Origin of the sequence: Salinicoccus jeotgali, assembly GCF_039538805.1 — a bacterium.
Lineage (GTDB): Bacteria > Bacillota > Bacilli > Staphylococcales > Salinicoccaceae > Salinicoccus > Salinicoccus jeotgali.
This window is the reverse complement of record NZ_BAABCK010000017.1, coordinates 96,580-109,667: the sequence shown is the minus strand read 5'-3', so window position 1 is coordinate 109,667 and position 13,088 is coordinate 96,580. Positions and strand designations below refer to the sequence as shown.

General features: G+C 48.4%; 10 protein-coding genes and 1 pseudogene. 8 read left to right on the top strand and 3 right to left on the bottom strand.

The window, feature by feature from the left end; translation table 11 throughout:
• Nucleotides 1–154 precede the first annotated feature (154 nt).
• The gene (locus ABD734_RS04545) at nucleotides 155–547 is read right to left on the bottom strand and encodes a VOC family protein (protein ID WP_344701837.1); all 393 of its coding nucleotides are present in this window, start codon (nucleotides 545–547) and stop codon (nucleotides 155–157) included.
• A gap of 259 nt (nucleotides 548–806) precedes the next feature.
• Here ABD734_RS04545 and ABD734_RS04540 point away from each other — a divergent pair, with 259 nt between their 5' ends.
• On the top strand, nucleotides 807–1,829 hold the full coding sequence (locus ABD734_RS04540) for a M42 family metallopeptidase (RefSeq protein WP_344701845.1): 1,023 nt from the start codon (nucleotides 807–809) through the stop codon (nucleotides 1,827–1,829).
• 143 nt (nucleotides 1,830–1,972) lie between these two features.
• Here the strand turns inward: ABD734_RS04540 and ABD734_RS04535 are convergent, their stop codons facing one another.
• Nucleotides 1,973–3,364 carry an L-cystine transporter gene (locus ABD734_RS04535; RefSeq protein ID WP_344701835.1) on the bottom strand — a complete coding sequence of 464 codons (1,392 nt, stop codon included), beginning with the start codon at nucleotides 3,362–3,364 and terminating at the stop codon, nucleotides 1,973–1,975.
• An 87-nt stretch (nucleotides 3,365–3,451) separates the two neighbouring features.
• Nucleotides 3,452–5,521, bottom strand: a complete 2,070-nt coding sequence (locus ABD734_RS04530; RefSeq protein ID WP_344701833.1) for a HelD family protein — start codon at nucleotides 5,519–5,521, stop codon at nucleotides 3,452–3,454.
• 133 nt (nucleotides 5,522–5,654) lie between these two features.
• Between ABD734_RS04530 and ABD734_RS04525 the strand changes: the two genes are divergently transcribed.
• The 7 genes and pseudogenes from ABD734_RS04525 to ABD734_RS04495 all read left to right on the top strand — a co-directional run bounded on the left by ABD734_RS04525 (nucleotide 5,655) and on the right by ABD734_RS04495 (nucleotide 13,071).
• Complete coding sequence (locus tag ABD734_RS04525) at nucleotides 5,655–6,065, top strand: hypothetical protein (RefSeq protein ID WP_344701831.1); 411 nt, start codon at nucleotides 5,655–5,657, stop codon at nucleotides 6,063–6,065.
• A gap of 90 nt (nucleotides 6,066–6,155) precedes the next feature.
• Nucleotides 6,156–7,649, top strand: coding sequence for a pyruvate kinase (locus tag ABD734_RS04520; RefSeq protein ID WP_344701829.1), 1,494 nt, complete (start codon nucleotides 6,156–6,158; stop codon nucleotides 7,647–7,649).
• A gap of 144 nt (nucleotides 7,650–7,793) precedes the next feature.
• Nucleotides 7,794–8,945 (top strand): hypothetical protein, encoded by a 1,152-nt coding sequence (locus tag ABD734_RS04515; RefSeq protein ID WP_344701827.1) that lies wholly within the window; start codon nucleotides 7,794–7,796, stop codon nucleotides 8,943–8,945.
• 24 nt (nucleotides 8,946–8,969) lie between these two features.
• Nucleotides 8,970–10,199 (top strand): metal-dependent hydrolase family protein, encoded by a 1,230-nt coding sequence (locus ABD734_RS04510; protein WP_344701825.1) that lies wholly within the window; start codon nucleotides 8,970–8,972, stop codon nucleotides 10,197–10,199.
• 101 nt (nucleotides 10,200–10,300) lie between these two features.
• Nucleotides 10,301–10,911, top strand: a pseudogene (locus ABD734_RS04505) (CadD family cadmium resistance transporter).
• A 294-nt stretch (nucleotides 10,912–11,205) separates the two neighbouring features.
• A complete protein-coding gene (locus ABD734_RS04500; RefSeq protein WP_344701823.1) occupies nucleotides 11,206–12,096 on the top strand; it encodes a diacylglycerol/lipid kinase family protein in 891 nt (296 codons plus the stop codon).
• A gap of 81 nt (nucleotides 12,097–12,177) precedes the next feature.
• Nucleotides 12,178–13,071: a YitT family protein gene (locus tag ABD734_RS04495; protein WP_344701821.1), complete on the top strand. Its 894-nt coding sequence runs from the start codon at nucleotides 12,178–12,180 to the stop codon at nucleotides 13,069–13,071.
• The last annotated feature ends 17 nt before the right edge of the window (nucleotides 13,072–13,088 follow it).

Sequence of the window (13,088 nt, the reverse complement as noted above, 5' to 3'; positions counted from 1 at the left end):
TACCCTCAATTCCTGAATCATTTTCAGCTTTTCTTCAAATGAATAATATTTGTCAGTCATAAAAGAACCCCCTCCAGGTTTACAGATGTTTTATTTCATCTGTAAACCTGGAGGGGGTCAAATCAAAGAAGAGGGACGGCCTTTTTTGTGTTCACTATGATAAATTGAGCTGCCATGTGACGCCAAACTGATCCTGTATCCAGGCGAATTGTCTGGAAAATCCGTATTCATCCAAAGGCATGTGTATGGCGCCTTTCTTTTTAAGCTTTCTGTAATAGAGATTGATTTCATCAGGAGACATGCATTCGATAAAAAATGACATGCTTGGGGTGAAGGTGAATTCTGCAGGTGTTTGGCTATCCATCACCATGATCAGTTGGCCTTGTATCTGGATGGCACCCTGCATCACTTTATCAGCCATTTCAGGTGCATCCTCCCCGTAGTGGGTCAGCATGCGTATCTGTGCATCCTTGAAGGTCTCCTCGTAGTAGCGCATAGCCGCTTCGGCACTGCCTTGGAACATGAGGAATGGAGCGATTGATTTCATGGAAAATCTCCTTTAGTTTACTTCATTATATCAGAGGACTTGATGGTGTACATGGAACGCCTTCTATAAAGTGGCTGAAGATTACATCAGCAGATGTGGATGGCCGCATTAGATGAAGGGGACTACAATAGACCGATGATCCATGTTTTGTAATCACCCGACTCAGAGGTTCAGAGTATGGTAAAATTCTAATTGTCGAAGTTTATACAATATAGAGGGGAGGATATGAACAAAGTGAACTTTGTTCATACATAATCATATGTTTAAAAAAGAAGAGACAATTTCCTTTCTGACAGAACTGCTGTCGATCAATAGCCCGTCAGGGTATACCAGTCATGCGGTGGATTACGTGCGTGAGACACTTGAAGCAGTCGGCTATGATACGGAAACGACGCCTAAGGGCAACCTGATTGTCAGCGTTGCAGGTCAGGATACTAAACGCACTCGTGGGCTCAGTGCCCATATCGATACCCTCGGACTGATGGTACGTTCCATCAATGATGACGGTACACTGTCCCTGACTAAGATCGGCGGACCGCTTACACCAACGCTTGATGGTGAATACTGCGACATCATTACACGTGATGACAAAGTATTCACAGGTACAATCCTATCCAAATCGCCATCGATCCACGTCTATAAAGATGCAGCGACTAAAGAGCGTGATATCGATAGTCTCATTGTAAAGCTGGATGAGCGCGTTAGCAGTAAAGAAGATGTAAAAGAGTTGGGTATCCAGAATGGGGATATCATTGCCTATGACCCGAAAGTCGTCGTTACCGATTCAGGATTTGTAAAATCCAGGTTCCTCGATGATAAAGCATCCGTCGCTATCCTGGTCAGTGTGCTGAAGGCTCTCAAGACAGAAGATATTGTACCTGCCACGAACTTGAAATTCATATTCTCCACCTATGAGGAAGTCGGTCATGGGGCAGCATGGATACCAGAAGACATCACAGAACTTCTCGCAGTCGATATGGGATGTATTGGACTGGATCTTGAATGCACAGAGTTCGATGTCTCCATCTGCGCCAAAGACTCCTCTGGACCTTACGATTACGGGATGACTACAGACTTGATTAATCATGCGAAAAATAAGAAGCTCAATTATGCTGTCGATATTTATCCGATGTACGGCAGTGATGCTTCTGCAGCCCTACGCGCTGGCGCAAACATCAAAGGTGCACTGATCGGGCCGGGTGTTGCAAGCAGTCATGGCATGGAACGCACACATACGGATGCCATAAGGAATACATTTGAACTGATTATGGCGTATATATAAGATCAGATCCCGAAACTGATCGGGCTTGGAAAAAAGCCTTAAGCAGCATAAATCCCCCCGACCAGTCTGGTCGGGGGGATTTATTTGAAGTTGCAGATTCATTTTAAATACTGATGGAATTTCGGCGGAACATCCATCGGTCCTTAAGTTTCTGCAGTCAATTCATCAAGGTGCGGATCATCGAAGACATCTTTGTCCAATGAGCCGTTTGTCTGCGCGGTGATGGTGCCGGCCGTCATGGAGCCGCTGACGTTGAGTGCTGTCCTACCCATGTCGATAAGTGGCTCGACGGAAATCAGGACGGCGGCAAGGGCAATCGGCAGGTTCATTGTAGATAATACGATGATGGCAGCAAATGTCGCACCACCGCCAACACCAGCAATGCCTAGCGAAGCGATCACTGTAACAGCAATCAGTGTTACGATGAACTGCGCGTTGATCTCAACCCCTGCTGCTGGTGCGATCATGATGCCGAGCATCGCTGGATATACCCCGGCACAGCCATTCTGGCCGATGGATAGGCCGAAGCTGCCAGAGAAGTTCGCAATACTTGCCGGGACGCCAAGACGTGTCCGTTGTGTTTGTATGTTAAGCGGCAATGTACCAGCGCTTGAACGTGAAGTGAAGGCAAAGATCAGCGTCTCGAGCGTCTTCTTCAAATATTGTACAGGGTTGAGTCCCGTCAAGGCAATCAGGCCAAGATGGACAAGGTACATTATTATAAGTGCCGCATAGGAAGCGACGACGAACAGACCCAGATCGTATATGGCGGCGAAGTCTGAAGTGGCAACGGTGGATGTCATCAATGCCAATACGCCATAAGGCGTCAGTGCGATGATGATTTTTACGAGCTGCATGACCCATCCATTGACGGCGATGATGCCGCTGCGTATCTTCTCTCCATTTTCCTGATCCCGATCCATGAGGCGGATGAGGCTGACGCCCATGAATACGGCGAAAAATACGACTGCAATAGTGGAAGTCGCCCGTTCCCCTGTGAAGTCAAGGAAAGGATTGGCAGGCAGCAAGGACAGCAGTTGATCTGGCAGTGTCTGCCCTTCAATTTCAGACGCAGTCGACTCGAGTGCGATGGAGCGGTTGTTCTCCTCTTCGCCTAGGTTGAAGTTGGATGCGTCCAAATCGAAGATGAGCGCAGAAGAGACGCCGATGGTGGCGGCTATTGCTGTCGTTCCGAGCAATAGGGCAATGATTTTGATGCCTGATTTAAGGAATTTCTCCTTCATGTCCATTTTGGCGAACGCACCAAGTATGGAGATGAATACAAGCGGCATGACGATCATTTGGAGCAGTCTGACGAAGCCGCTACCGACAATTGCTACCCAGTCCATCGTGTGGGTGATGATGATATTATCAGTACCGTAGATGAGCTGCAGCGCAGCACCGAATACGAGTCCGACCAACAGGCCGAGCATCACGCGATAGGAAAACTTTATTTTCTTTTGCTTCATTATGACTAAAGCACCGATCAATGATAGGAATACAACTAGATTTATGATGACCAATAACAGATTCAATTGAGGAATCTCCTTTCGATATGAGTATTGTCATCATAAACAATTAATCCCTACTTGTAAAGTAGGAATTACTCAATTCTTATTATTTCAGTCGGAATTCATCAAATATAAATGGCGCGTCGCCCGTGACGCCAGAACGTAGAGGATATGCACAGAGTCCTTATAGCTTGAAGCATCCGTCAGAATCACCGTATTATACTCGAATCCCTTTGATAGATAGTAGGGTAGGATGATGAACGACTGGTTATAGAGGGTATCCGTCTCCCCGAGGTTTTTAAGGTCCGGGAAATCATCCTTCAACTGTTCGAACCATGCATCCGCCGATTCCCTGGAAGGGGTGATGATAGCCACTTGAGGATGTGAATCGGACTGTAGGATGCTGCGGACACTCGCAAGTTCATCCGTCGTCTCAACATGATGGACGGGCGCACCGTCAATTGAGGCCGACTGTATGGAATCTGGTATTAGAGTGTTCAAGAAAGCATTAATCTGATTGGTCGAACGATATGACCGTTCAAGAGCCTTTTTAGCGTGATTCTTGGCGACGAGTGCATCTTTTCGTCCCGGGTGGATTTGCTGGTTCGGGTCGCCGAGGCTCGTGAATGTAGCATTCCTATAGAAATGACGTAGGACATAGTACTGAATGTTGGAATAGTCCTGTACTTCGTCTACAAGAACATGCTGGATCTTTTTATCAGCGCGGCCGAGCAGTCGGATGAACATGTAGAGCAGCGGTGCAATATCTTCATATTTAAAATGGTTTTCCTTGATCGATCGGATCGTCGGATTGCGGAATGCCTTTTCTTCGATGGAGTTGACGTACAGCTTTTCGAAGTGGACGAAGCGGTAGAGCGAAATTTGACGGTGTACGATTTTAAGCTGGGCTTTGGCGTATTGATGCGCCTCGTTTTTAAGCTCGTGGCGCTCCCCGATATACTGGTTGTCTGACAGCAATGCTTCAAAGCGCTCGTTCGTCAGGCTTGCCACCCTTTCAGTGTAGAGGTTCAAAAGCCGCTCGCGGATCAGGGACAGGCGGCGGCTGATCGGATGGTGGCCCAAGTCGTTATAGAAGAGATGATGCAGCTGTTCTTTTGTGAAGAATATGCCATCTTCCCCCTTCAGCTCCCGAAATTCCATACCGGTCTCATGAAGTCGGTTCATGAAGCGGTGCAGTGATTCAAAGTAGCGCAGGGAATTTTTATAGGCATAGATGTCATGGCCTTCATCAGTCTCCCGCAACCGCCTGATATTTTCATAGACTGTTTCGAACTGCCGGCCGCCGAAATAGGGGAAACGGCTGATGAGGCGATAGAATGTCATGTTCTTCACATGGTTCTCACCCAGTTCAGGCAGCACATCAGAGAGGTAATCATTGAATACTTCATTAGGTGATACCAACAGAATATTTTCAGGATCAAGTTTGTTTTTATGCTGGTAGAGCAAAAAGGCGATCCGCTGCATCGCAAGAGAAGTTTTGCCGCTGCCTGGGGGTCCATAGACGAGGGTATCCTGCGATAGCGGCAGGCGGATGACATCATTTTGCTCCTGTTGGATGGTGGAGACGATATTTTTCAGTTTGGATTGCGAGGAATCGGTAATCATCTGCTGCAGTATTTCATCTCCGATATACATGTCGCTGTCGAACATGTTGATTAGCGTGCCATCTTCTATGATGAACTGGCGACGCTCGGTGACGGTGGCGTCGATCCGGCTGCCATCCGGGATGATGTAGTCGAGGTCCCCGGTCGTATTTTCATAGAACAGGCCCGCAACAGGCGTGCGCCAGTCGTATATCAGTATGTCGTCATCGCGGTCCTTGATGGTTCCGGTACCGATGTAGAGCGGTTCTCCATCAACGACGATTTTTCCGAAGTAAGGTTTCGGCAGCATTCGTTTAGTCCGTTCAAGCATTGTATGGATATAGTTGAAATTCATTTCAGTCCTTCTGATTTCAGGCAGCATCTGGACGAATTCCATGACGTTGCCGTCTGCGAAGTCAACGACGTTGGATATATTCTCGTTGATGTCTTGACGTGTGTCGAGTATGCCTTGTGACACCGCATCCTGTCTCCTTTTTAAGTCGGCATGAAATACCTTCAGGAAGCTGGTGATGAAGGTAAGGTGGTGCGCTTCTTCTTCAAATGATAGATTTTTCAAGAAAACCCTCCTTTATCTCGACATTCATCATATATCGGTTTGGCTTCAATTGCCAGTCTTAAAATCACAGTTACGCTATGCTACAATAGAGATGTCGAATTGAATTAATTTTATAAATCAGAGGACATTGACCATGAAGAAAATTATTGTTTCAGGTTTGGTTGCAGGCATCGCGTCTGGCGTTCTGCTTTTTCTTGCATGCGCCTATGTCGAGTTCAGCACGGAGATAGAATTAATGACGTTGTTGTTGAACATTGATTTCTTGTATGGTGGTGAATTGCATCTGTTAGTGGAGGTCGCAATTCATCTCGTTGTCTCCATCGTTCTCGCGACCGTTCTGAAAGGATTCCATATATACCGTCCATCCCTCTACATGCCGGCCATGGTGATAGCCTGGGCGTCTACAGTACTGCTCTACTTCATATTGCCGCAAGCGGCAGTCCAGTACATTAACCTGGAGGGGCACATCGGATTTCTGCTATGGGTCATTTTTCATATCGGCTTCTTTGAACTTCTGTACCTATTTTTTAAACGTGGCATTTAAAGCTCCTTCCAGAATCTACTGGGGGAGCATTTTTATATCCATTGAAGGGTATACAGATAAAAACGAATTAATAATCGAGAGGTGATGAGTATGGATAGGAACAAGGCAAAATCCTTATTGGAAGAAGTGATGGTGATCCGCACACAAGTCAAAGAAGAAGGGGAGATCCTTTTTGATAGATGGCATACAGCAACGATGCGGCCGGAATATGAGATGAGTGCCCGCAACCTTGCATATTATATGGCATTCAGGAAATATGATCGGCGTGCGCTGCAGCAATCGCTCATACCATGGGGCGTCTCTTCCCTGGGCAGATTGGAGGCGGATGTGATGGGCACGCTGAATGCGGTCGTGCGGACACTCGGATTCATTGCCGATCAAGATGTCGGTGATATCGACTACCGGACGTCTTCCTCATTTTTGGAGCGCAATCAGGCTCTGAAGGAGAATACAGTGCAATTGTTCGGAGGAGAAGAAGGACGGGACACCCGTATTCTTGTAACCATGCCGTCTGAGGCCGGAGCTGATTACAGCCTTGTACTGAGTCTGGTCGAAGCTGGCATGGATATGGCACGGATCAACTGTGCACACGACACAGAAGATGTATGGCTCGGCATGATTGAGAATATCCGGCGTGCTGAGAAGAAGACTGGCAGGCAGTGCCGCATCTTGATGGATATCAGCGGACCGAAAATACGCACCAAGCATCTGTTGACTTCAAAACGGAATCCAAAACTAAAGGAAAGGGAGCGCTTCCTGTTATCCCACAAGATTGCGATGACTCTGCCTAAAGGCATAGAGATTGCGCTCAACACTTCAGTTCCAGAAGTCATCGATAAAATAGAGCAGGGCCAGAAGATAAAGATTGATGATGGACATATTGAGGCTGTGGCAACCGATATTTCGGACGATGGGGTCATCTGTGAAGTGGAGCGTACGGTCAAAGAGGGCGGTGTCAAAGTCAAGACCGAGAAAGGCATCAATCTGCCGGACCTTAAGTTCAAACTCCCGGTCCTGACGAAGAAGGATGAGACAGACCTTGATTTCGCTGCACACCACGCAGATGCCATCGCCTTTTCATTCATCAAGGATGCCGGAGATATCGAGGTGATAGAAGAAGCCTTGGCTTCAAGACTCGAAGGTGACCGCCGTAAACTGCCGTCGGTCGCAAAGATTGAAACCACTGAAGGTATACGCAATCTGCCTGAAATCATCCAGAAGGCAGCGGGGGCCAGGCGTTTCGGAGTCATGCTCGCACGGGGAGATCTTGCGGTTGAAATCGGCTATGAGCGACTGAGTGAAGTGCAGGAGGAACTTCTATGGATCTGCGAAGCAGCCCACGTACCTGTCATATGGGCGACTCAAGTAGTGGAATCCTTGGTCAAGACCGGCATTCCGACCCGCTCCGAAATGTCGGATGTGGTGGCTGGCTCCAGGGCGGAGTGCATCATGCTGAATAAGGGAGATTATATCGTCGAAGGGGTCGAAGTCGTCTCTGATATTTTGGAGAAATTCGAGGACCATCATTATAAAAAGACTGCTATGCTCCGGTCACTCGGCATCGCCCGTGAAGCATTCGAATGACTTTATTGAGGAGGGGGATCCCCTCTCTTCCATCTATGAAAACGTATTCATTGTCAGAATTGCTCCTTTTTTCTGAAAACGGGGTTTAATTTATCGAAGATACCCCGTATACTACTGTCAAAGAGGAGTAAGGGGTGAGAGGTCATGATGGAAGAACCGATAGTTGCGACTGTCATGTTGTTTGCTTTGATTGCTTTAGGAGAAGTGGTATCCGTCTTGACGCGGGCACGTATACCGATGTTGATGACGGCGATGCTGGGATTTTTGATTTTGACTTGGATCGGTGTATTTCCAGAAAATATCCTGGAATTGTCGACCTTGCCGGCTTTAGGCGCGATACTCATCGGACCATTAATTGTACATATGGGTACGTTGATGCGCTTTTCGGTCCTGAAGAAGCAGTGGCGGGCTGTAGTGATCGCCCTTTCCGGGCTGGTCGGAGCCTTGGTGCTTATATTGGGCCTTGTTACGTTGGTGTTTGACTTTGAAACCGCAGCAAGTGGCGTCGGGCCGGTATCCGGCGGCGTCGTGGCGCTGCTTATCACGAATGAGACATTGACGAACCTTGGATTATCAAGCCTTATCGTCGTCCCTGTGCTCGTCCAGTCTTTCCAGGGCGTCATCGGAATGCCACTTGCCACTGCCTTCATGAAACGGTATGGCCGTACATACATGGCCGGGGAGCGGACAGCCCAGGACAAGAATGTCGGCTTCGAAGAGGCTCGTGGCGTATCGCGCTTCAGTCTGATGAAGAACAATACAATCAAGCTGTTCGTAATTTTCCTGCTGGGCATGCTCGGTGTCATCATCGGCGATCTGACGGGCATCCATTATACGCTGTTCTGTCTACTGTTCGGCATTCTGGCATTGAATTTCAATCTGCTGCCGAAAAGTGCGCTTGAGTCTGCGAACTCGTTCAGCTTCATGATGGTGGCATTGATATTCGTCATCATCGGGACGATGGGAGGAATAACCCCGCAGGATGTCGTTGCGAACATCCCGGCGGTCGCCATGATTTTGGGACTTGGCATCGTCGGCATCATCGGTGGCGGCTTCCTCGCTTCGAAGCTCGTCGGGTGGCACCCATATAAGGGTGTGCCTGTCGCGCTGACGGCGCTGATCGGCTTTCCGGGCGATTATCTGATCTGCGAGGAAGTCGCCCGCAGTGAAACGGACAATATAGAAGATCAGAATACGCTGTTCCAGGAACTGGTCACCCCGATGCTGATCGGTGGATTCATCACCGTCACGACAGCGTCCATATTCGTTGCCACATTCGTCATGAGCCTAATCTAAAAAAATGAAATAGGAGTGTAACTGATGAGCAAACTGCTTATAAAAAATGTCAATCTGATCGATGGTACAGGTTCTGAAGTAATCGAAAACGTAAATGTTCTGGTGGAAGACGGACGGTTCAGGGCAATCAACGCAGAAGGTGGTGGAAAAGATGTGGAAGTCATAGAAGGGGGCGGGCGTTACATGCTCCCCGGAATGATTGATACACATGTCCATATGATGACCGAGTTCAAACCGATGGAAGAGCGGCTGGTCACGCCATTCTCCTATAATTTCTACCAGGCGATGGGATACTTGAAACGCACGCTGGATGCCGGCGTCACCACAGTGCGAGATGCACTCGGCAGTGATCTGGGCTTAAAGCGTGCCATAGAAGATGGGCTGGTGGCCGGCCCGCGCATGCAGATCAGTGTCAATGCGCTGACCATCACAGGGGGCCATGGGGATGGCTACAACTACTCAGGCATCAATACGGAACTGTTCCAACCGCATCCCGGCATGCCGGCAGGTATTTGTGACGGGGTGGAGGAAGTCAGGAAGAAGACGCGTGAAATGTTGAGGGCCGGGGCGGATATCATTAAAGTCCACGCCACGGGCGGCGTATCGAGCCCGACGGATCATCCGAAATTCACCCAGTTCTCACTTGAGGAGTTGAAGGTCATCGTCGAAGAGGCCAAGTTCAGGAATGGCGTGAAGGTCATGGCCCACGCCCAGGGCCTGGCAGGTGTCAGGCAATGTGTGGAAGCGGGCATCCACTCCATTGAGCACGGCATCTTCCTGGATGACGAGGTGTGCGGATTGATGAAGGATCAGGGCACCTATCTTGTGCCGACACTGTTGGCGCCGGTGTCCGTCCTCGAATTCGCCGAAGAGCTAGGGATGCCGAAGACAGCCATCGAAAAGTCGGAGGAAGTCATCGAATACCATAAGGAAAGCTTTACACGCGCCTATAAGGCAGGCGTCAAGATCGCAATGGGTACTGACGCAGGAGTGTTCAAGCACGGCACCAACCTAAGGGAGCTGGAACTGATGGTCGAGTGCGGCATGACGCCGATGGATGCGATCGTCGCTTCGACGAAGACGGCGGCAGAATGCATGGGGTATGCGGACATCGGCCTGATCAAGGAAGATTTTGTGGCCGACTTCATCCTGGTGGAAGACAATCCGTTGGAAGATATCGGGTCGCTGAAGGATAACAGCAAGGTGACGGTCGTAGCCAAAGAGGGCGTCGTCCATAAGAATATATTAAATTAGACGTAAGCCCCGGGCAATGCCCGGGGTTTCTTTCATGCCAGGAACAGGGTGGATGTTTCAACGGTCAACTGGGTATATGGGATTAAGGAAGGAGTGCTTCCATGTTGCAGACAATATTGACGGCCGCGGTTTTATACATGGCTACCGCCATCGACCTGATCGCAATACTGCTGATCTTTTTGCCAGGGCAGAGACGGACAGGCAGATCAGACAAATCTATATCGGCCAGTATGTGGGTTCGTTGATATTGATCATAGTCAGTCTCATCTTGGCCTATGTGCTCGGTTTCATACCTGAAAAATGGATTTTGGGATTGCTTGGACTCATACCGATATACTTCGGGGTAAAGGTCTTGCTGGTGGGTGATTCCGATGAGGCGGAGGCAACAGCACAGTTGGATAAGAAGGGGTTGGACGGATTAGCGGGAAAAGTAGTGATGATCATAATCGGAAGTTGTGGCGCTGATAATATTGGTTTGTTCGTTCCATATTTTGTGACGATCGATGCAGGCGGCCTGGCTGTCTCTTTAATAGTACTTCTCATCCTCATCTTTCTGCTGGCCTTTACAGCGCATAGGATAGCACGTACTGCGCTGATCGGGGAAACAATCGAAAAGTACGGCACATGGATTATGGCGATCATATATATTGGCCTTGGCGTATACATCCTCTATGGAAATGAAACGGTGCAGACGATCTTTTCCTTTCTCTGATGAGGAACGTTCTCTAGCTGCATATCAATTTTGAGCAAATAAAAATTGGGTCGTTGGACATGTGTCTAAAGGAAGCATCCAAAAAGATTCAAAGGATATAAGGCAAAAGGGACGGTTTGGAGCCGTCCCTTTTTAAGATATTCTGCTATGCCCCTGCGATGGAGCAGTGTGCCAGTCACTACATAAAAAATAATGCGAGCATTGATCATTGCGCCGCGTATCTTTTTACCCTATCATATATATTGATTACCATAGGCAATCAAATGGGCTGTAATGGCCGGATTGGAGTAATATATGAAAAAAGCCGCAGTCATCATCAACAGAAACTCGGGTAAAAAAAAGAAACCGCCCATCGAATACCGAGTGCTCGATGCACTGAATAGTCAGGGCTATAAAGTCGACATCCACTACACGGATGGATCGGACGCAAAGGAAATCGCGATGGCTGCATCAGATGTCGATCTGATTGTGTCAGCAGGCGGCGATGGTACGATTGGCGAAATCATCGATGGGATGGTGGAGAGTGGGTCAGATGCACCGCTTTCCATCCTGCCGGCAGGGACCGTCAACGATTACACCCGCGCACTGGGTCTGCCGCTTGACATGGATACGGCCATAAATAACCTGAAATCGCCCCAGAAGACTATAGAAGCGGATGTCATGAAAGGCAATGACCGCCATATCGCCTATTTGATCGCGCTCGGTGATTTTATGGAATCTTTCACCCGCGTGGGCTCGACCGCTAAGAATCGCTTCGGCATCTTCGCCTATCTCTACGCCGGATTACGTGCGCTCGTCACAATGAAGACATATCGTGTGAAAATCGAAACGGAATCGGAAAAAGTGATGAGTGATTCCATATTGACGATTGTAGCGAATACTTCATCCGTCGGCAGCTTTGAAAAATTACTGCCGCATGCAAGCATCGACGACCGCCATCTGCATATCCTCAACATCACGCCATCGAATCCGAAGGCAATCATTGAAATCATCATTGCGGCCTTCAGGGGGACGATTGCTGAGCACGAAAATGTGCATTACATGAAGGCTGAAACACTCCATCTGGATACAGACCGTCTTGAAACGATGGATATTGACGGGGACCCACATGAATTTGAAGCGATGGATATCAGATTGCTCCAAGGATGCCTCAGAGTCAACGTGCCAGAGGCCTATGCAGAGTAGAGGCCATATACGACAGTTTGAATAAATACTTTCTAAAGTGCAATGCACCCAAGAGAAATATGGACCAGGAGGAGGATTATTGTGAAAATCAGAGAGAAACTTAAGAACATGAATTTTGAAAAACGTAAATTACCGATCAGTTCAAGGATCACCCAACAGACATTGATCAATATCGTGACCATCATCGTCGGGTCATTCCTTTTCGCCATCGGCGTCAACACCTTCATGATCGCCGGGAATCTCGGCGAAGGGGGCGTCACTGGGCTTGCAGTCATCCTGTATTATGCATTTGATATTTCACCGGCAATCTCGAACTTCCTTATGAATGCAGTCTTACTTGTAGTGGGGTTCAAATTCTTAAGTAGACGCTCCATGTACTATACAATCGTCGTAGTCATATTGACATCCTTGTTTCTATGGCTGACTGAAGACTGGCAGATCCAGACTGATCAGATATTGATCAACACCGTTTTTGGTGGGCTGTTCGTCGGTCTTGGCATCGGTCTGGTCATCCGCATCGGTGCGACCACTGCCGGTACGACGATATTGGCACGTCTCGTCAATAAATACATGGATATCAACGTTTCCTATGCCCTGCTGTTCTTTGACCTGGTCGTCATTACAATCGGTCTGACCGTCATGACGCTCGAGCAGGTCCTCTTGACTGTCATTGCACTCTACATCGGTATGAAGGTGATGGACTTCATCATCGAAGGTATGAACCCCAAAAAAGCGATCACCATCATTTCCGACCATCCGGATCGCCTCGGCAAGATGATCAACAGTGAAATCAGGCGGGGTGTGACCATCATGGAGGGGCGCGGCTTCTATACCCAGGCCGATAAGGATATATTGTATGTCATCATCAACAAGAACCAGCTGCCCCGCGTCAAGCGGCTCATCAAGCATTATGATGAGAATGCATTTGTGGTGGTGCACGACGTCAACAGCGTCCTCGGCAACTATTTTATATAAAACCAAAATCCCGCTTA

Excerpts from the sequence above, each read along its gene's own strand:
- ABD734_RS04520 (WP_344701829.1), top strand. The coding sequence starts at position 6,156 with ATGGATAGGAACAAGGCAAAATCCTTATTGGAAGAAGTGATGGTGATC.
- ABD734_RS04545 (WP_344701837.1), bottom strand. The coding sequence starts at position 547 with ATGAAATCAATCGCTCCATTCCTCATGTTCCAAGGCAGTGCCGAAGCG.
- ABD734_RS04540 (WP_344701845.1), top strand. The coding sequence starts at position 807 with ATGTTTAAAAAAGAAGAGACAATTTCCTTTCTGACAGAACTGCTGTCG.
- ABD734_RS04515 (WP_344701827.1), top strand. The coding sequence starts at position 7,794 with ATGATGGAAGAACCGATAGTTGCGACTGTCATGTTGTTTGCTTTGATT.
- ABD734_RS04525 (WP_344701831.1), top strand. The coding sequence starts at position 5,655 with ATGAAGAAAATTATTGTTTCAGGTTTGGTTGCAGGCATCGCGTCTGGC.
- ABD734_RS04500 (WP_344701823.1), top strand. The coding sequence starts at position 11,206 with ATGAAAAAAGCCGCAGTCATCATCAACAGAAACTCGGGTAAAAAAAAG.
- ABD734_RS04510 (WP_344701825.1), top strand. The coding sequence starts at position 8,970 with ATGAGCAAACTGCTTATAAAAAATGTCAATCTGATCGATGGTACAGGT.